Genomic DNA, 17483 nt, shown 5'->3' on the forward strand with positions numbered 1-17483 from the left:
CACCGTGGTCAGCTGCCAGAACGAACGTTCCCAGCACGCCAACAAGGACACCGCCATGAAAATGCTGCGGGCCAAGTTGTACGAGCAGGAAATGCAGAAGCGCAACGCCGCCTCGCAAGCGCTGGAAGACACCAAGTCGGACATCGGCTGGGGTCACCAGATCCGCTCTTACGTGCTCGATGCGTCGCGGATCAAGGATCTGCGCACCAATATCGAACGCAGCGATTGCGACAAGGTGCTCGACGGCGACATCGACGAATACCTGGAAGCCAGCCTGAAATCCGGCCTGTAACACCCTCTGTGGGAGCGGGCTCGCCCGCGATCCCCAGCCGAAGGCTGGGGGCAACGAACCTGATGGAATACTTAAAGACATGAGCGACCTACAACTCGACCCGCAAGCCCTGCAACAGGAAGAAAACTCCCTGATCGCCCTGCGCAAGGAAAAGCTTGCTGCCGAGCGCGCCAAGGGCAATGCCTTCCCCAACGACTTCCGCCGCGAAAACTACTGCGATGCCTTGCAGAAACAGTACGCGGACAAGACCAAGGAAGAGCTGGCAGAGGCTGCAATCCCGGTCAAGGTCGCCGGTCGCATCATGCTCAACCGTGGCTCGTTCATGGTGATCCAGGACATGACCGGGCGCATTCAGGTCTACGTCAATCGCAAGACCTTGCCTGAAGAAACCCTGGCTGCGGTGAAAACCTGGGACATGGGCGACATCATTGCTGCCGAAGGCACCCTGGCGCGTTCCGGCAAGGGTGACCTCTACGTAGAAATGACCAACGTCCGTCTGCTGACCAAGTCGCTGCGCCCGCTGCCGGACAAGCACCACGGCCTGACCGACACCGAGCAGCGCTATCGTCAGCGTTACGTTGACCTGATCGTCAACGAAGACGTGCGCCAGACGTTCCGCGTACGTTCGCAAGTGATCGCGCACATCCGCAGCTTCCTGATGAAGCGCGACTTCCTCGAAGTCGAAACGCCGATGCTGCAGACCATTCCCGGCGGCGCTGCGGCCAAGCCGTTCGAAACCCACCACAATGCGCTGGACCTGCCAATGTTCCTGCGTATTGCCCCTGAGCTTTATCTGAAGCGTCTGGTGGTTGGCGGTTTCGAGAAGGTCTTCGAGATCAACCGCAACTTCCGTAACGAAGGCGTTTCGACCCGCCACAACCCTGAATTCACCATGTTGGAGTTCTATCAGGCGTACGCCGATTACGAAGACAACATGGACCTCACCGAAGAACTGTTCCGCGAACTGGCGCAGCTGGTTCTGGGCAGCACCGACGTCCCGTATGGCGACAAGGTGTTCCACTTCGGTGAGCCGTTCGTGCGTCTGTCGGTGTTCGACTCGATTCTCAAGTACAACCCTGAGCTGACCGCCGATGATCTGAACGACATCGACAAGGCTCGCGCCATCGCCAAGAAGGCCGGCGCCAAGGTGCTCGGCTTCGAAGGTCTGGGCAAGCTGCAAGTGATGATTTTCGAAGAGCTGGTCGAGCACAAGCTGGAGCAGCCGCACTTCATCACGCAGTACCCGTTCGAAGTGTCGCCGCTGGCCCGTCGCAACGATGAGAACCCGAACGTCACCGACCGTTTCGAGCTGTTCATCGGTGGTCGTGAAATCGCCAACGCCTATTCCGAGTTGAACGACGCGGAAGACCAGGCCGAACGCTTCATGGCGCAGGTGGCCGACAAGGACGCCGGTGACGACGAAGCCATGCACTATGACGCCGACTTCGTTCGGGCGCTGGAGTACGGCATGCCGCCAACGGCCGGTGAAGGCATCGGCATTGATCGTCTGGTGATGTTGCTGACCAACTCGCCATCGATCCGCGATGTGATCCTGTTCCCGCACATGCGACCGCAAGCGTAAACGTTTCAGTTAAAAAGCCGCCTAAAACAGGCGGCTTTTTATTGCCTGTCTGGTACAAATGTATCAGTTGGTTACTTTGGAATTAGTAGAGGAAGTGCTGTCGTGATGGGTGCAATAGCTCAAGAAGGCGCAGCGGGTATCGCCACTGCGGTCGCTGAAAGTGTTCAGTACCAGGGCCGCAAGGCCAGCCGACAGGGCAGTGAGCAGCGTCGCCAGGACATTCTCGACGCGGCGATGCGCATTGTCGTGCGCGACGGCGTGCGTGCCGTGCGCCATCGTGCGGTGGCGGCCGAGGCCGGTGTGCCGTTGTCGGCGACCACGTATTACTTCAAGGATATCGATGACCTGCTCACCGATACCTTCGCCCAGTACGTGGAACGCAGCGCGGCGTACATGGCCAAGTTGTGGATCAACAACGAAGGCCTGCTGCGCGAAATGGTGGTCAGTGCCGACGGTAGTCCGGAGTCGCGGTCGCAACTGGCCGACGACATTGCGCGGTTGATGGCCGATTACGTGCATCGGCAACTGATCAATCGCCGTGAGCATCTGATGGCCGAACAGGCGTTCCGCCAGGAAGCGCTGCTCAACCCGCGTCTGGCCATTCTGGTGCGCTCGCATCAGCAGATTCTGTTGCAGGGCACCTGCCAGTTGTTCCAGGTGCTGGGCTCGCGTGAACCGCAGCAGGATGCCAAGGTGTTGACGGCGATTATCGGACGGATGGAATATCAGGGCCTGCTCAATGACGCCGAGCCCTTGGCTGAAGAGGACATGCTCGGGATCCTGACGCGCTATATGCACCTTGTATTGGCGTCGGTGTAACACAATGCCGTCCGTCTGACGCCGATCCCCCTGTGGGAGCTGCCGAAGGCTGCGATCTTTTGATCTGCTTTTAGAAGACCAGGGTCAAAAGATCGCAGCCTTCGGCAGCTCCTACAGGGGGGCCGCGCCCAGTCATTCAAAGCGTCACGTTTTCTACAGGAGTTTCGGGTGGACGATTACCAGCAGACGATACGCATGTTGTCCGATCGCATTGTGCTGGCGCAGACGCCGATCCGCGTGCTCGATGCGGTCAAGTGGGACGACAACGTGCGCAAGGGCTTCCTCAAGGCCAAAGGCAAGGAAATGCCGTCGGTGGATCGCGACTACTACCTCAACCGCCCGCTGTCGTTTGATTCAAGCCAGGTCAAACTGGAATTCCAGAACATCGAACGCGACATCACCCGCCAGCTCGGCCAGTTCAATCCGGTCGGGCAGATCATGCGCCGCATGTGCAAGGAATACCGCATGGTGGTGCGCATGCTGGAGGCGCGCGGCACCGAGGACTTCGGCCTGATTTCGCAGGAGCTTTACGGCGCAGCGTCCGATGCCTTCCACGCCGGCGACCCGACGTTGGCCGACCTCGGCCTGATGATGTCCGACTACCTGAATAACATCGACGGGCGCGGCGACCTCAAGGACGAACCGAAAATCCTTACCGCCAAGGACGCGGTGCACCTGCTGCAAACCCGCTTGAACAAGGTGTTTGGCGAGGCCGAAGAAACCATTCGCGTGTTCGAGTCCGATGGCATTGTTGCCGACGCCGCAGCGGGCGCCGACTACATCAAGATCCGCACCGACGCGCTGTTCAACGACCGCGACGTGCGTGCGCTGGAAGTTCACGAAGGCCTGGTGCATGTCGGCACCACGCTCAACGGTTTGAACCAGCCGATCTGTACCTTCCTGTCGAAAGGCCCGCCCTCGTCGACGGTGACCCAGGAAGGGCTGGCGATCCTGATGGAGATCATTACTTTCGCCTCCTACCCGAGTCGCTTGCGCAAACTGACCAACCGCACCCGTGCGATTCATATGGTCGAGGAGGGCGCGGACTTCTTGCAGATCTACGAATTCTTCCGCGAGCAGGGTTTCGAAATGGCCGAAAGCTACGGTAACGCCAGCCGGGTCTTCCGTGGCTCGACACCGACCGGTCTGCCATTCACCAAAGACTTGTCCTACCTCAAGGGCTTCATCATGGTTTACAACTACATTCAGTTGGCCGTGCGCAAGGGCAAGCTTGAGCAGATTCCGCTGTTGTTCTGTGGCAAGACCACGCTGGAAGACATGCGGACTTTGCGTCAGCTGGTGGATGAAGGGCTGGTGGTGCCACCCAAATATCTGCCGGATCAGTTCCGTGACATGAATGCGTTGTCGGCGTGGATGTGTTTCTCCAACTTCCTCAACCATTTGAGCCTGGACCGGATTGAGGCGGACTATTCCAATATCCTCTAACCCCAACCCGTCTATCCCCTGTGGGAGCGGGCTTGCTCGCGAAAGCGGTCTGATATTCAAAAAAGGTGTCGACTGACACACCGCCTTCGCGAGCAAGCCCGCTCCCACCGGTTTGATTTGTGTTCAGCTCTTTTCTCTGCGAGGTTTCACCGGATGAGAATCCTCGGCATTCTTTGCCTGCTCTTGACCCTCGGCGGTTGCAGTTCGCTGCTGTTCTACCCGGAGCCGGGTCAGGTCTTCACCCCGGACAAAGCCAAACTCGAATACCGCACCGTCACTCTGGTCACCGCTGATGGCTTGAAGCTCAACGCCTGGTGGCTGCCGGCCAAATCCGGCGTCGAGGTCAAAGGCACGGTCCTGCATTTGCACGGCAACGGCGGCAATCTGCCGATGCACCTGGGCGGCAGTTGGTGGTTGCCGAAGCATGGCTATCAGGTGCTGCTGGTCGACTATCGTGGCTACGGTTTGTCCGAGGGCAAACCGAGCCTGCCGGCGATTTATCAGGACATCGACGCGGCGTTCGCCTGGCTCGACAACGCGCCCGAGGTCAAGGGCAAACCGCTGGTGCTGCTCGGGCAGAGCCTCGGTGGCGCCATGGCTGTGCATTGGCTGGTGCAACATCCTGAGCGTCAAAAACAGCTCAAGGCGCTGGTGCTGGATGGCGTGCCGGCCAGTTATCGCAGCGTCGGCCAGTTTGCCCTCAGCACTTCCTGGCTGACCTGGCCGTTGCAGGTGCCGCTGTCGTGGCTGGTGCCCGACGGCGACAGCGCAATCAACTCGATGGCGCAGCTGACGGGCGTGCCCAAGCTGATCTTCCACAGCATCGACGATCCGCTGGTGCCGATGGCCAACGGCATTCGCCTGTATCAGGCAGCGCCCCCGCCGCGCGTGTTGCAGCTGACCCGTGGCGGTCATGTGCAAACCTTTGGCGACCCGGTGTGGCGCCAGGTCATGCTGCGCTATCTCGACGATCCCGAACACTTCGACGGCCTGCGCCGCCTCGGCGAAATCCCCAACTATCCGCCGCCCCCGAATTCCGAAGATGAGACCCCGCAATGACTGAAGAACGTAATGCCATCCCGCTGATCATCACCGGTATCTGCAGCATCCTCGGCACCGTCGGGGCGCTGTGGTACTACGGCTACCTGCATTTTGCCAAGCCGGAGGATGCGTTGCTGCTCAGCGAATTCACCATGCTCAAGACCGTGCCGGGCGAAGACTACAAAGTTTCTGTGACCCCCGCGCCACAAGTGGCGCAGTGCATTGATGGCGTGCTGGTGCTGTTTGATACCGAGCAGAAAGGCCTGACCGGGGTGTTGGTCAATGCGCAGAAGAAAGCGGTGCGTTGCATGGGTGAAGAGACCCCACAAAAACTACAGCCTTAAAAGCAAAGATCGCAGCCTTCGGCAGCGCCTACAGGAGATGGATTCCCATGTAGAAGCTGCCGAAGGCTGCGATCTTTTAATCTTCAAAAACCCCCGCCTGATCACTGAGGCGGGGGTTTTTGCGTTACGACGTAAAGCTTAGTTCGAGCTCACCGAAGAACGCGGTGCAACCGGTTGGTTGTCGTTGGAAATGGTCACTTCCACACGACGGTTCATCGCACGGCCCGAGACGCTGCCGTTATCCGCTACCGGGTATTCCTTGCCATAACCCTGAGCGACGATGCGCGAAGGATCGACGCCCATTTTGATCAGGGCCATCTGCACGGAAGTCGCGCGACGCTCGGACAGCGACTGGTTGTAGCTCGCGGTGCCGGTGCTGTCGGTGTAACCCTCGACGATCACTTTGCGATCCGGGTTTTCCTGAAGGAATTGCGCCAGTTTGTTGATGTTCACCAGACCGCTGGATTTCAGATCAGCCTTGTTGGTGGCGAACAGCACGTCACCGAACGTCACCAGCGTACCGCGATCGGTCTGCTTGGCGTTGAGGCTGTCCTGCAGTTGTTTGATCTGCTGGTCACGGGCATCCAGACGGGCCTGGGCGCGTTGGGCAGCGGCGTTCTTCAGGTTGTTTTCAGCGGTGCGCAGGGCGATGGTCTGCTTGGCCACTTCCACGCGCTGGTTGGTCAGATAAGCCAGTTGGTCAACCTTGGCCGCGTCTTCCTTGTCCAGATAAGCCTTGTCGGCCTTGTCCAGATAATCGCTGGCGTCTTTGGTTTCCAGTGCCGCGACTTTGCTCGCCTGTGGGTTGGCCTGCAGGCCGGCGTAGTTGGTGCGCGCCTGTTCCAGGTTCGGGTTAGGCGGGGTGGAGCAGGCAGCCAGTGCAACGCTTGCGGCCAGAAGAGCGGGAATCATCAGTTGCTTACGCATAATTTGTCGTCCTTTCTATCGATAAGAGTTTCAGCTTTGCGATCGGGATGCGCGCTTACTGCACAGTGCGCTGGCTTTCCTGACGCAGTTCCTGAACACCTTTCTGGGAATCCTTCACAGCCTGTTCGGCCTTGGCGGCCTGAGCCTTGCGTTCGGCGACGCGAGCGTCCCATTCAGCCTGTTCGGACAGGCGACGAGCCTCGTCATACTTCTTGTCATGCATGGCGATTTCAGCTTGTTTCAGTTTGTCCTGAGCCTGCTTCATTTCCACTGCAGCGAACTCGGTACCGCCAGCGCTGACGGCGCTGTTGACGGCCGACTGGGTCACGGCGTACTGCTCGGTCGGTGGGTTACCCGCGCAACCGGCGAGCACGAAGCTGGTGCCGATGGCCAGAGCGGCCAGTTTCAGACCGCGCAGGTGGGAAAACGAGGTTTGGGTTTTCATGGTCTTCAACTCCATTAGGCATCTCCTGAAAATACAACTGAATCCATCCTGGCAGAGGAGCCGAAAGCATCGCTTGTTGACGCGAATTGAAACGCTCGTTCCAGGCGTGGTTACCTGTTCCGACCGGCGGCATTTTTGAAAAGTTCAGAAAAGATGGCCTATCGCCAAAAATTAAATTGACCGTTTGGACAAGGCTCTGGGACGGGAACTTTGGCGGTTTGAAGCGGTACGCGCGGGGTGTTAAACAAGCGTAAAAAGATCAAATGTGGGAGCGAGCCTGCTCGCGAATACGGTTTATCAGGCACTGCAGATGTTGGCTTACAAACCGCATTCGCGAGCAAGCTCGCTCCCACAGGTTGAGGTGTTCCAGGTCAGTGCTTCTGCTTGTTCTCAGTCGAGGACAGATCATGCAAATGCCGCCGCGACAACGCCAGAAAACGCGGGGTCGGACCGACATCCTCATACAACGGATCACCTTCCTCATCCGTCGCCACCACCGTCGAGCCCTTCACATACGGCAGGCTTGCTTCGAATTCCTCAAGCGCGGCACCGATCAGCTCGCCGAGCAGCTCCTCGGGATGACGTTTGGGATACATCTCGGCTATTGCTGCCAGGCGCGCGGCGGATTCCACATCCAGATGAATCGTGTAGCCGGTGTCGGTCAGGCGACCTTTGGCGTTTTCTTCCCAATGCTGGGCGAGTTCACGAATTTTCATGATGACCTCATTTCGCGCCTGCGCAGAGCAGGCTTGGGTGAGTGTCCGGCAGCGCCGGCGGCGGGCCGTCGTACGGCTTAATGTTGAGACTGGCTTTGGCGTGCAAGGTTTAAGTCGGTTCGTCGCCTGCTTGTAAGAAGCGGCGCAGAGCGGCACTCTCTGGCAAAGCATTCGTTTCTGCGCTGTCCCCGATTACCGCTGGAGAACTGCTGATGACCGATATTGATGCACGCTTGCGCGAAGATGTTCACCTGCTCGGAGAGCTGTTGGGCAACACCATTCGAGACCAGTACGGCGAGCAATTCCTCGCCAAGATCGAGCAGATCCGCAAGGGCGCCAAGGCCGACCGGCGCGGCTCGATGGATGCCGAACTGAGCGCCAGCCTCAATCAATTGAGCGAAGACGAATTGCTCCCGGTCGCGCGGGCGTTCAACCAGTTTCTCAACCTGGCCAATATTGCCGAGCAATATCAGTTGATCCATCGCCGCGAGGAGTCGCAACCGGCGCCGTTCGAGTCGCGGGTATTGCCGGAACTGCTCGCGCGCCTGCGCAACGAAGGTCACAGCGGCGAATCCCTGGCCCGGCAACTGGCACGGCTGGAAATCGAATTGGTGCTGACCGCTCACCCGACCGAAGTGGCCCGGCGCACGTTGATCCAGAAGTACGACGCGATTGCTGCGCAACTCGCTGCGCAGGACCATCGCGACCTCACCAGCGCCGAGCGCGAGCAGATCCAGACCAAACTGCAGCGGCTCATCGCCGAAGCCTGGCACACCGAAGAAATCCGCCGAACCCGCCCGACGCCGGTCGATGAAGCCAAATGGGGCTTTGCGGTGATCGAGCATTCGTTGTGGCAGGCGATCCCCAATCACATGCGCAAGGCCGATCAGGCGCTGTTCGCCGCGACGGGCCTGCGCTTGCCGCTGGAAGCCGCGCCGATTCGCTTCGCCTCGTGGATGGGCGGCGACCGTGACGGCAACCCCAATGTCACCGCAGCAGTGACCCGCGAAGTCTTGCTGCTGGCGCGCTGGATGGCCGCTGACTTGTATCTGCGCGATGTCGATCATCTCGCTGGCGAACTGTCGATGCAGCAGGCCAGCGACGCGCTGAAGGCCAAGGCCGGCGACAGTGCCGAACCCTATCGCGCGGTGCTCAAACAATTGCGCGAACGTCTGCGTGCGACGCGTAATTGGGCGCACGCTGCATTGACCGCGCCGACCCCGGCAACCGCCGATGTACTGCACGATAATCGCGACCTGCTGGAGCCTCTGCAGCTGTGCTTTGACTCGCTGCACGAGCGCGGCATGGGTGTGATCGCCGACGGGCCGTTGCTCGATTGCCTGCGCCGCGCGGTGACGTTCGGCCTGTTCCTGGTGCGCCTCGATGTGCGTCAGGACTCGACGCGGCACAGCTCGGCAATGACGGAAATCACCGATTACCTCGGCCTCGGCCGCTATGAGGACTGGGACGAAGAACAGCGCATCAACTTCCTCACCGAGGAGCTGAGCAACCGTCGACCGTTGCTGCCCGCGCATTTCAAACCATCGGCCGACACCGCCGAAGTGCTCAACACCTGCAAGGAAATCGCCGCCGCGCCCGCCGCTTCGCTGGGCTCCTACGTGATCTCCATGGCCGGCGCGGCTTCCGACGTGCTCGCGGTGCAACTGCTGCTCAAGGAATCCGGCGTGCTGCGGCCGATGCGCGTGGTGCCGCTGTTCGAAACCCTCGCCGACCTCGACAACGCCGGGCCGGTGATGGAGCGTCTGCTGCTGTTGCCAGGCTATCGCGCGCGCCTGCACGGCCCGCAGGAAGTGATGATCGGTTATTCCGACTCGGCCAAGGACGCCGGCACCACTGCTGCGGCGTGGGCGCAATACCGCGCGCAGGAACGATTAGTTGAAATCTGCCGCGAACAGCAAGTCGAACTGCTGCTGTTCCACGGTCGTGGCGGCACCGTTGGCCGTGGCGGCGGTCCGGCGCACGCGGCGATTCTGTCGCAACCACCGGGTTCGGTGGCCGGGCGTTTCCGTACTACCGAACAGGGCGAAATGATTCGTTTCAAATTCGGCCTGCCGGACATCGCCGAGCAAAACCTCAATCTGTACCTGGCCGCCGTGCTCGAAGCGACCTTGCTGCCACCGCCACCGCCGACCGCTGAATGGCGGCATCTGATGGACGAATTGGCGGCGGACGGTGTCAGCGCTTACCGTCAGGTCGTGCGGGAAAATCCGCAATTCGTCGAATACTTCCGCCAGTCCACGCCGGAGCAGGAGTTGGGTCGCTTGCCGCTCGGCAGTCGTCCGGCCAAGCGTCGCGCCGGCGGTATCGAAAGCTTGCGGGCGATCCCGTGGATCTTCGGCTGGACCCAAACCCGATTGATGCTGCCGGCCTGGCTGGGCTGGGAGACCGCGCTGAGCAAGGCACTGGAACGCGGCGAGGGTGAATTGCTCGGGCAGATGCGCGAGCAATGGCCGTTTTTCCGCACCCGCATCGATATGCTCGAGATGGTTCTGGCCAAGGCCGACGCGGATATTGCGCAGTCTTATGACGAACGTTTGGTCGAAGCCGATCTGCTGCCGCTGGGTGCGCAGTTACGCGACCTATTGTCGCAGGCGTGCTCGGTGGTGCTCGGTCTGACCGGGCAGTCGCAGCTGCTGGCGCACAGCCCGGACACCCTCGAATTCATCCGCCTGCGCAACACCTATCTCGACCCGCTGCATCTATTGCAGGCCGAACTGTTGGCGCGTTCGCGGCGGCAGGATGCGGAGCAGGACAGCCCGGTGGAACAGGCGCTGCTGGTGTCTGTGGCGGGGATCGCCGCCGGATTGCGCAACACCGGCTAAGGTTGCTGACCACGCCGGGCGGCATTCGCGATGAGGGTCGGATGCCGCTACTCCAGCTGCAGGAAAGTGCCGCGAGGCGACAGTTAATGTTGGGGTTGCGACTTGGGTTACCGCGTCGCAAGGTCGCGGCGGGCGTCGGTTTCTCCGACTTTTGGCGTCTTGTGTGGGCGCAGCCTGCTGTGTATCTTGATCAGCCTTTGGCCGTTTGTGCGGCCACGACCCGTATTTTCAGGATCCGTTGGTTACGAGCGAATCCTTTGTTTTGTAAAGCTTTTATATAAAAAATTGAGGAGCACATCGATGCGCGTCATTCTGCTGGGAGCTCCCGGGGCCGGTAAAGGTACTCAGGCAAAGTTCATCACCGAGAAATTCGGCATTCCGCAAATCTCCACCGGCGACATGCTGCGTGCTGCGGTCAAGGCTGGCACGCCACTGGGCGTACAAGCCAAGAGCATCATGGATGCCGGCGGCCTGGTGTCGGATGACCTGATCATCGCGCTGGTCAAGGACCGCATCGCTCAACCTGATTGCGCCAACGGTTTCCTGTTCGATGGCTTCCCGCGCACCATTCCGCAGGCTGAAGCGCTGGTCACTGCCGGGGTCGAACTGGACGCCGTGGTGGAAATCGCTGTTGAAGATGAAGAGATCGTTCAGCGCATCGCCGGTCGCCGTGTTCACGAAGCCAGCGGCCGCGTGTACCACATCGTCTACAACCCGCCGAAACTGGCAGGCAAGGACGACATCACCGGCGAAGAGCTGGTCCAGCGCAAGGACGACACCGAAGAAACCGTGCGTCATCGCCTGTCGGTCTACCATTCGCAGACCAAACCGCTGGTGGAGTTCTATCAGAACCTTTCCGCCAAAAACGGTGGCAAGCCAAAGTACAGCCACATTCCAGGCGTAGGTTCGGTTGATGCGATCACCGCCAAGGTGCTGGCCGCGCTGAGCTGAAAAGTCTGAATCGGCGCATCATCCACGGCCCGCTTGCGGGCCGTAGTTGTTTATACTGACGCACTTTTTTCCCACCCCTGTTTTGGAAACATCGATGAGCACCTTGCTGGCCCTGGACACCGCGACTGAAGCTTGCTCCGTTGCCTTGCTGCATGACGGCAAGGTGACGAGCCATTACGAGGTGATCCCGCGCCTGCATGCGCAGAAGCTGCTGCCTATGATTCAGCAATTGCTCGCCGATGCGGGCACCACGCTGCAGGCGGTTGACGCGATTGCCTTTGGTCGTGGCCCTGGCGCGTTTACCGGTGTTCGTATTGCCATCGGCGTGGTGCAGGGTTTGGCGTTTGCGCTGGATCGTCCAGTATTGCCGGTATCCAACCTTGCCGTGCTGGCGCAGCGTGCCTTTCGCGAGCATGGCGCAAGTCAGGTGGCGGCTGCCATCGACGCGCGGATGGATGAAGTGTATTGGGGTTGCTATCGCGAGACGGCGGGGGAGATGCGTCTGGTTGGTGCCGAAGCCGTGCTGCCGCCGCAAGTGGCTGCGCTGCCGGTCGATGCCAGTGGCGACTGGTTCGGTGCCGGTACCGGTTGGGGTTATGGTGAGCGCATCGCGGTCAATCTGAGCGGCTCCGACGCTGGCATGCTGCCCCACGCCGAAGACCTGTTGACCCTGGCACGTTTCGCCTGGGAGCGCGGTGAAGCGATCCCGGCGGACGACGCACAACCGGTTTACCTGCGCGATAAGGTCGCCACCCCCAAAGCCCGCTGACACTTCGAAAGATCGCAGCCTTCGGCAGCTCCTACATTTGGAATGCATTTCCCTGTAGGAGCTGCCGAAGGCTGCGATCTTTTGATCTTCCCTTCGCCAATCGTCAGTTTCTCCCCCCTCGCTTAAAACCTTTTGCGCTTTCTGTGTTCTAGTTATCACTCGGCAGTTTGCTAAGTCGGTCAAGTGCCGCTAAATTGCCATCATCGATACCGAGCATGACATTATGCGTATAGACGGCGTTTCCACTCAGTCCTACCCCATCAAGCGCAAGCCGCGCAAAGGCAACGCGGCGCTGGATGAATCCGTCGAGATTATCGATGGCGAGCTGGAATTTCCGAGCGAGGAGCAACTGGCGGCGCGTGCCGCGCAAGCCGCTGCGCAACGCCTGAGCAACCTGCCCGCCCGTCAGCAAGACATGATCTACCACCGCACCATGAAGAAAAGCGTAGCCATGGCGCTGGCCAGCTACCTGAGCACTGCCGGTTTTGTCGATTGGGACGCGGACGTGCTGGGCCTCGATCTGTATATCTGATGGATCTGCCTTACTACCTCGGTTGCCCGTCCTGGAGCGAGAATGCCTGGCGCGAGTATCTGTATCCGGTAGACGCAAAAACCTCCGATTTTCTCGCTCTCTACTGCCAGGTATTCAACGCGGTCGAAGGCAATACCACCTTCTACGCCAGTCCGTCGCCAGCCACTGTGCAGCGCTGGGCCGAGATCATGCCGGCGCACTTTCGCTTCACTGCCAAATTCCCCGGCGACATCAGTCACAGTGGCGACCTGCGCGAGCAACTGACCGCTGCCGAAACCTTCCTGCAATTACTCAAGCCGTTGGGCGACCGCGTTTCGCCGCTGTGGCTGCAATTGTCGAAAAGCTTCACACCGCAGCGTCTTCCGGAACTGGCGGCGTTCATTGACGCTCTGGATCGCCCACTTGCGGTGGAGGTGCGCAATGAACAATTCTTCGCCAAAGGCGAAAGCGAGCGCCTGCTCAATCGTCTGCTGCTGGATCGCGGTGTCGAGCGCATCTGTCTGGATCCGCGTGCACTATTCAGCTGTCTGTCGACCGAGTCCTCGGTGATTCACGCGCAATCGAAAAAACCGCGAGTGCCGACGCGTCCGGCGGCGTTTACCCAGTTTCCGCAGGTGCGCTTCATCGGCCATCCCGAGCTTGAGGCCAATGATCCATTTCTTGTGCCGTGGGTGGCGAAAGTTGCTGAATGGATTGAAGAGGGCCGTACCCCGTACGTCTTTCTGCACACCGCCGACAATTTGCTGGCAGCGAAACTGGCGCAACGTTTTCACGCTCAACTGATGCAACGTTTGCCTGGCTTGCCCGCGCTGCCTGAGCTATACAGAGAACCCGCCGCCGAGCAGCTTGGCTTGCTCTGAGGCGGTTTTTTTCTGCGCGGGAGCCGGTCGATGAACGTCCAGGTCACTCAACAGCAACTCCTTAAAGCCCAAGCCTTCAAGGCCCTGCATGATCGCCAGGGGACTTTCGTGATTCCCAATCCATGGGATGCCGGCTCGGCGAAGATGCTCGCCAGTCTGGGCTATCAGGCCTTGGCCACCACCAGCGCCGGTTACGCGTTTTCCCAGGGCAAGGCTGATGGCGCGTTGAGTCTCGACGAGACTCTGGCCAATGTCCGCGCGATCGTTGCAGCGACGGATCTGCCAGTGGCGGTGGATCTGGAAAACGGCTTTGCCGATGACCCGCTCGAATCGGCGCAGAGTCTTCTACGCGCAGCCGAGGCGGGCGCGGTGGGCGGCTCGATCGAAGACGCCACGGGGCGTCCGGACGCACCGATCTATTGCTTCGAACACGCCGTGGCACGGATCGAGGCCGCCGTCGCGGCGGTGCGCACGCTAGCGTTTCCCTTCATCCTCACCGCTCGCGCGGAAAACTACCTGCACGGTAATCCCGACCTCGATGACACCATTCGCCGCTTGCAGGCATTCGCCGAAGCGGGTGCCGACGTGCTCTATGCACCGGGTTTGCGCACCGTCGAAGAAGTGCGCGCAGTGGTGCAGGCCGTGGCGCCGAAACCGGTCAACGTATTGATGTCCGGCGGTCTGAAATTGACCGTGCAGCAGCTTGAAGAAATGGGTGTACGCCGCATCAGCACCGGGTCAGCGTTGGCGCTGGCGGCGTTCGGCGAGTTCTTTCGCGCAGCAGAAGAAATCCAGCAGTCCGGCACGTTTGGCTTTACGTCGCAGTCGATGCCGTACGCCAGGGCCAATCAATTTTTCAAGGACTGAGCATGGGGCGTTGGCTGTTCTGGTTGGTGGTGCTGGCGCTGGCGGGTGCGGCGTTGAGCGTCTGGCGCGGCTGGCTGGACGTGCCGCCGCAATGGAACCCATGGGCACCCCTTGACGTGAAAACCGCGCCCAACTGGCTGACCGGTTACAAATTCATGCGCCTGCGCAGCGACCCCGAGCTGTGCAAACAGGCGCTGAGCAGTTCGGATTTACGCGTCAGCCGCCAGGCTGACAGCCCCGGCGCCAAGTGTCCGCTGATCGACGCTCTGCGTGTGCAAGGCGGTGAGGTGGCGCTGAGCAGCAGTTTCATCGCCAGTTGCCCGCTGGCGGTGGCCTACGCGATGTTCGAACACCACACCCTGCAACCGGCCGCGCAATCGGTCTACGGCCAGAAGATCGCGCGGGTCGATCACCTTGGCAGCTTCGCCTGCCGCAATGTCTACAACCGAGAGAACGGTGCCCTCAGTCGACACGCCAGTGCCGACGCGCTCGATATTGCTGGTTTCCGCCTGGCTGACGGACGTGTGATCAGCGTGCTCAAGGACTGGCCCAGGCAAAATCGAGACGCAGAATTTTTGCGCCAGGTACGCGATGGCGCCTGCGAGTCATTCAGTGTGGTGTTGAGTCCGGACTACAACGCCGCTCATCGCAATCACTTTCATGTCGATGTCGGGCGCTGGAGCGTGTGTCGCTGAGAATCAGGCGGCGAGGCGCAGGTTCTGCAGAACGATTGGGCGAGCCCAGCCGTTATCGAAGTCCAGAGCCTTCTGTTGCTCGACGATTTCTTCCGGCGGGAACGGCGGGTAAGGCTTCTGCAGCAAGTCCAGATCGAACTCGGCGATCGGCAGGTACAGCGCACGTTTCTGCGGAGCAGGGCCCGGCTCCGGCAGTGGCTGGCCATTGTTGATCACAATCGGGCGCACCCAGCTGCTGTCGAAATCCTGTTGCTCTTGCTGGGCTTTGAGTTCTTCTGGCGGGAATGGTGGGAACGGCTTGTCCAGCAGTTCCATTTCGAACTCGGCGATTGGCAGGAACAGCGGCTCTGGCGGGCGAACTTCGGTTTCGACCACGTCGCACTCGCGCTGGCTGACAATGTGCGCGTGCAGCTCGCTGCCAACGGTCGGTTCTTGCGGGCTGTTCAGGTCAACCGGTGGAAATGTGCCACAGGCCGGCACCACGTCACTCGTCTGTTCGGCCAGTGCCTGGGCAAAGAAATCCTGCCACAGGTGACTGACGCCGCTCAGTGCTTGAGTGTTATGACGGCTGAAGTCGCCATGAGGCGAAACGTAGCCAATCGATGTGGGAAGAATGCCTGACATTTTTTTCGGTTGACGCTCAGCTCTGGCAAAATGCGCGTTGAATGGTTTATCGGCGGTTTTTGTCGATCCTTAACTTTTTTGAGCGTTTTTTCATGATCGAGTCACCTGCGGCCTGCCGCATCCATGTCCAGGCCCTCGCCCCGACGTTTCAAGCGCAAGCCGAGCAATGGGCCGAACGTCTCGGCCTGCCGCTGGGCGAGGCGGACGGCGAGTTCGCCTTGCAGGTTGGCGAGCAGGGTTTGCAATTGCAGCAGCTCGGCCCGGATGCCCCGGGGCCGGTGCGGGTCGACTTTGTCGAGGGCGGCGCGGCGCATCGTCGTCTGTATGGCGGCGGCAGCGGCCAGATGATCGCCAAGGCCGTCGGCATCGCCCAAGGTGTGCGCCCGCGCGTGCTGGATGCCACCGCCGGGCTGGGCAAGGATGCGTTCGTCCTCGCCAGCCTCGGCTGTGAAATGAGCCTGATCGAGCGCCAGCCGTTGATCGGCGCATTACTTGAGGACGGTCTGGCGCGGGCGGCGGAAGATTTCGACGTGGCGCCGATCGTGGCGCGGATGAAATTGCTCAAGGGCAATTCCATTGAGGTCATGCGTGACTGGGAAGGGGAGCCGCCGCAGGTGATCTATCTCGACCCGATGTTCCCGCATCGTGAGAAAACCGCGTTGGTGAAAAAGGAAATGCGCCTGTTCCGCCCGCTGGTAGGCGATGATCCGGACGCTCCGGCCTTGCTTGAAGCCGCGCTGGCCCTGGCCACGCACCGGGTGGTGGTCAAGCGTCCGCGCAAGGCACCGTGCATCGACGGGCCGAAGCCGAGCCATGCGCTGGATGGCAAATCGAGCCGGTATGACATTTATCCGAAGAAAGCCCTCAAACCCTGAGAGCGAGTCGCGCCCTTCGCGAGCAAGCCCGCTCTCACAATGGAATGCATTTCAAACGTGGGAGCAAGCCCGCTCTCACAATGGAATGCATTTCAAGCGTGGGAGCAAGCCCGCTCTCACAATGGAATGCATTTCAAATGTGGGAGCGGGCTTGCTCGCGAAAGCATCCGTTCAGACACCGCATGATCAGGGCCTATACGCCTTCATAAACAACCCCACCACCTCGCGCACATGGCACTCCGCCGCGTCGCCAGTCAGCGGCTCGCCGCAGCCATACAACAAACGAAAATTCCCCGCACCCTTGATCAGGCAGAAAAAATGCTCGGCGGCATTGCGTGGCTGGTCGATGTTCAACGCGCCGGTCGCATGGATTTTCGCCAGCAGACCTTCCATGCCATTGACCACGCGCTCAGGCCCGGCCTCGAAGAAGATCAGCGATAGCTTCGGATCCTGACTGCCCAGCGCCATGATCAGCCGGTGCAGGTTAACTGACTCATTACTATTGATCAGTTGATGGAAGCCTCGGGCAATGTTCAACAACACATTTTCGACCGGGATGTTTTCCGGCAACTCGAAGAACAACGGCGGCAGTTGCTCCTCGCATTTGGCGACGACGGCGGCGGAAAACAGCGTCTCCTTGTCATTGAAATGACTGTAAACCGTCAACTTCGATACGCCGGCCTCGCTGGCCACCGCGTCCATGCTGGTGTTGGCGTAACCATGAGTAAGAAAGAGGATTTTCGCCGCATCAAGGATTGCCTGGCGCTTGGCCAGATCCTTGGGGCGGCCCGGGCCATTTGGAGCTGAAAGATTGTTCGACATTCTTCGCTTTTAATACTGGACTGGTGAGTTTGC

At 60.2% G+C, this 17483-nt stretch carries 19 protein-coding genes; 14 read left to right on the plus strand and 5 right to left on the minus strand.

Annotated features, from left to right (window positions below):
- The 6 genes from ACIGDJ_RS25055 to ACIGDJ_RS25080 form a co-directional block, all read left to right on the plus strand.
- A partial coding sequence (locus ACIGDJ_RS25055; RefSeq protein WP_397504641.1) for a peptide chain release factor-like protein occupies positions 1 to 292 on the plus strand: 292 nt, incomplete at its 5' end.
- Positions 293 to 371: 79 nt separating this feature from the next.
- Positions 372 to 1874 carry a lysine--tRNA ligase gene (gene lysS, locus ACIGDJ_RS25060; protein ID WP_101157795.1) on the plus strand — a complete coding sequence of 501 codons (1503 nt, stop codon included), beginning with the start codon at positions 372 to 374 and terminating at the stop codon, positions 1872 to 1874.
- 105 nt (positions 1875 to 1979) lie between these two features.
- Positions 1980 to 2693: a TetR/AcrR family transcriptional regulator gene (locus ACIGDJ_RS25065; protein ID WP_056783159.1), complete on the plus strand. Its 714-nt coding sequence runs from the start codon at positions 1980 to 1982 to the stop codon at positions 2691 to 2693.
- A gap of 195 nt (positions 2694 to 2888) precedes the next feature.
- The gene (locus ACIGDJ_RS25070; RefSeq protein WP_397479394.1) at positions 2889 to 4139 is read left to right on the plus strand and encodes a flavohemoglobin expression-modulating QEGLA motif protein; all 1251 of its coding nucleotides are present in this window, start codon (positions 2889 to 2891) and stop codon (positions 4137 to 4139) included.
- Positions 4140 to 4292: 153 nt separating this feature from the next.
- On the plus strand, positions 4293 to 5198 hold the full coding sequence (locus tag ACIGDJ_RS25075; protein ID WP_101157799.1) for an alpha/beta hydrolase: 906 nt from the start codon (positions 4293 to 4295) through the stop codon (positions 5196 to 5198).
- On the plus strand, positions 5195 to 5524 hold the full coding sequence (locus ACIGDJ_RS25080) for a hypothetical protein (RefSeq protein WP_101157801.1): 330 nt from the start codon (positions 5195 to 5197) through the stop codon (positions 5522 to 5524). The genes ACIGDJ_RS25075 and ACIGDJ_RS25080 overlap by 4 nt, the downstream gene beginning before the upstream one ends.
- Before the next feature lie 138 nt (positions 5525 to 5662).
- Here ACIGDJ_RS25080 and ACIGDJ_RS25085 read toward each other — a convergent pair whose 3' ends face one another.
- The 3 genes from ACIGDJ_RS25085 to ACIGDJ_RS25095 form a co-directional block, all read right to left on the minus strand.
- A complete protein-coding gene (locus ACIGDJ_RS25085; RefSeq protein ID WP_024011746.1) occupies positions 5663 to 6451 on the minus strand; it encodes an OmpA family protein in 789 nt (262 codons plus the stop codon).
- A 55-nt stretch (positions 6452 to 6506) separates the two neighbouring features.
- Positions 6507 to 6911 (minus strand): DUF4398 domain-containing protein, encoded by a 405-nt coding sequence (locus tag ACIGDJ_RS25090; RefSeq protein ID WP_024011747.1) that lies wholly within the window; start codon positions 6909 to 6911, stop codon positions 6507 to 6509.
- A gap of 356 nt (positions 6912 to 7267) precedes the next feature.
- Entirely contained in the window at positions 7268 to 7612 is a 345-nt protein-coding gene (locus ACIGDJ_RS25095; RefSeq protein WP_065615306.1) for a pilin assembly protein, read from the minus strand.
- A gap of 212 nt (positions 7613 to 7824) precedes the next feature.
- On the opposite strand from ACIGDJ_RS25095, the gene ppc reads away from it, so the two are divergent.
- The 7 genes from ppc (at position 7825) to ACIGDJ_RS25130 (ending at position 15129) form a co-directional block, all read left to right on the plus strand.
- A complete protein-coding gene (ppc, locus tag ACIGDJ_RS25100; protein ID WP_397479384.1) occupies positions 7825 to 10455 on the plus strand; it encodes a phosphoenolpyruvate carboxylase in 2631 nt (876 codons plus the stop codon).
- A 300-nt stretch (positions 10456 to 10755) separates the two neighbouring features.
- Positions 10756 to 11406: an adenylate kinase gene (gene adk / locus ACIGDJ_RS25105; RefSeq protein WP_039762420.1), complete on the plus strand. Its 651-nt coding sequence runs from the start codon at positions 10756 to 10758 to the stop codon at positions 11404 to 11406.
- A gap of 94 nt (positions 11407 to 11500) precedes the next feature.
- On the plus strand, positions 11501 to 12175 hold the full coding sequence (gene tsaB / locus ACIGDJ_RS25110) for a tRNA (adenosine(37)-N6)-threonylcarbamoyltransferase complex dimerization subunit type 1 TsaB (RefSeq protein ID WP_397479385.1): 675 nt from the start codon (positions 11501 to 11503) through the stop codon (positions 12173 to 12175).
- A gap of 223 nt (positions 12176 to 12398) precedes the next feature.
- The gene (locus ACIGDJ_RS25115) at positions 12399 to 12707 is read left to right on the plus strand and encodes a hypothetical protein (protein ID WP_101157809.1); all 309 of its coding nucleotides are present in this window, start codon (positions 12399 to 12401) and stop codon (positions 12705 to 12707) included.
- The gene (locus ACIGDJ_RS25120) at positions 12707 to 13567 is read left to right on the plus strand and encodes a DUF72 domain-containing protein (protein ID WP_397479386.1); all 861 of its coding nucleotides are present in this window, start codon (positions 12707 to 12709) and stop codon (positions 13565 to 13567) included. Before ACIGDJ_RS25115 ends, ACIGDJ_RS25120 begins: the two co-directional genes overlap by 1 nt.
- Positions 13568 to 13597: 30 nt before the next feature.
- Positions 13598 to 14434, plus strand: coding sequence for an oxaloacetate decarboxylase (locus ACIGDJ_RS25125; RefSeq protein ID WP_397479387.1), 837 nt, complete (start codon positions 13598 to 13600; stop codon positions 14432 to 14434).
- Between the two features lie 2 nt (positions 14435 to 14436).
- Positions 14437 to 15129, plus strand: coding sequence for an extensin family protein (locus ACIGDJ_RS25130; protein ID WP_101157814.1), 693 nt, complete (start codon positions 14437 to 14439; stop codon positions 15127 to 15129).
- 3 nt (positions 15130 to 15132) lie between these two features.
- Here ACIGDJ_RS25130 and ACIGDJ_RS25135 read toward each other — a convergent pair whose 3' ends face one another.
- Positions 15133 to 15753 carry an energy transducer TonB gene (locus ACIGDJ_RS25135; protein ID WP_101157816.1) on the minus strand — a complete coding sequence of 207 codons (621 nt, stop codon included), beginning with the start codon at positions 15751 to 15753 and terminating at the stop codon, positions 15133 to 15135.
- 92 nt (positions 15754 to 15845) lie between these two features.
- Here ACIGDJ_RS25135 and ACIGDJ_RS25140 point away from each other — a divergent pair, with 92 nt between their 5' ends.
- Positions 15846 to 16628, plus strand: a complete 783-nt coding sequence (locus ACIGDJ_RS25140; RefSeq protein WP_397479388.1) for a class I SAM-dependent methyltransferase — start codon at positions 15846 to 15848, stop codon at positions 16626 to 16628.
- A 186-nt stretch (positions 16629 to 16814) separates the two neighbouring features.
- Here ACIGDJ_RS25140 and ACIGDJ_RS25145 read toward each other — a convergent pair whose 3' ends face one another.
- On the minus strand, positions 16815 to 17450 hold the full coding sequence (locus tag ACIGDJ_RS25145; protein ID WP_101157818.1) for a TetR/AcrR family transcriptional regulator: 636 nt from the start codon (positions 17448 to 17450) through the stop codon (positions 16815 to 16817).
- Positions 17451 to 17483: the final 33 nt, after the last annotated feature.

Origin of the sequence: Pseudomonas sp. NPDC079367, from assembly GCF_044542195.1 — a bacterium.
Lineage (GTDB): Bacteria > Pseudomonadota > Gammaproteobacteria > Pseudomonadales > Pseudomonadaceae > Aquipseudomonas.

Bases quoted from the DNA above. Each gene is read 5' to 3' on its own strand.
- ACIGDJ_RS25135 (WP_101157816.1), bottom strand. From the start codon at position 15,753: ATGTCAGGCATTCTTCCCACATCGATTGGCTACGTTTCGCCTCATGGC.
- ACIGDJ_RS25085 (WP_024011746.1), bottom strand. From the start codon at position 6,451: ATGCGTAAGCAACTGATGATTCCCGCTCTTCTGGCCGCAAGCGTTGCA.
- ppc (WP_397479384.1), top strand. From the start codon at position 7,825: ATGACCGATATTGATGCACGCTTGCGCGAAGATGTTCACCTGCTCGGA.
- ACIGDJ_RS25120 (WP_397479386.1), top strand. From the start codon at position 12,707: ATGGATCTGCCTTACTACCTCGGTTGCCCGTCCTGGAGCGAGAATGCC.
- ACIGDJ_RS25140 (WP_397479388.1), top strand. From the start codon at position 15,846: ATGATCGAGTCACCTGCGGCCTGCCGCATCCATGTCCAGGCCCTCGCC.
- ACIGDJ_RS25115 (WP_101157809.1), top strand. From the start codon at position 12,399: ATGCGTATAGACGGCGTTTCCACTCAGTCCTACCCCATCAAGCGCAAG.
- ACIGDJ_RS25095 (WP_065615306.1), bottom strand. From the start codon at position 7,612: ATGAAAATTCGTGAACTCGCCCAGCATTGGGAAGAAAACGCCAAAGGT.
- lysS (WP_101157795.1), top strand. From the start codon at position 372: ATGAGCGACCTACAACTCGACCCGCAAGCCCTGCAACAGGAAGAAAAC.
- ACIGDJ_RS25070 (WP_397479394.1), top strand. From the start codon at position 2,889: ATGTTGTCCGATCGCATTGTGCTGGCGCAGACGCCGATCCGCGTGCTC.
- ACIGDJ_RS25075 (WP_101157799.1), top strand. From the start codon at position 4,293: ATGAGAATCCTCGGCATTCTTTGCCTGCTCTTGACCCTCGGCGGTTGC.
- adk (WP_039762420.1), top strand. From the start codon at position 10,756: ATGCGCGTCATTCTGCTGGGAGCTCCCGGGGCCGGTAAAGGTACTCAG.
- ACIGDJ_RS25090 (WP_024011747.1), bottom strand. From the start codon at position 6,911: ATGGAGTTGAAGACCATGAAAACCCAAACCTCGTTTTCCCACCTGCGC.
- ACIGDJ_RS25065 (WP_056783159.1), top strand. From the start codon at position 1,980: ATGGGTGCAATAGCTCAAGAAGGCGCAGCGGGTATCGCCACTGCGGTC.
- ACIGDJ_RS25130 (WP_101157814.1), top strand. From the start codon at position 14,437: ATGGGGCGTTGGCTGTTCTGGTTGGTGGTGCTGGCGCTGGCGGGTGCG.
- ACIGDJ_RS25125 (WP_397479387.1), top strand. From the start codon at position 13,598: ATGAACGTCCAGGTCACTCAACAGCAACTCCTTAAAGCCCAAGCCTTC.
- ACIGDJ_RS25145 (WP_101157818.1), bottom strand. From the start codon at position 17,450: ATGTCGAACAATCTTTCAGCTCCAAATGGCCCGGGCCGCCCCAAGGAT.
- ACIGDJ_RS25080 (WP_101157801.1), top strand. From the start codon at position 5,195: ATGACTGAAGAACGTAATGCCATCCCGCTGATCATCACCGGTATCTGC.
- tsaB (WP_397479385.1), top strand. From the start codon at position 11,501: ATGAGCACCTTGCTGGCCCTGGACACCGCGACTGAAGCTTGCTCCGTT.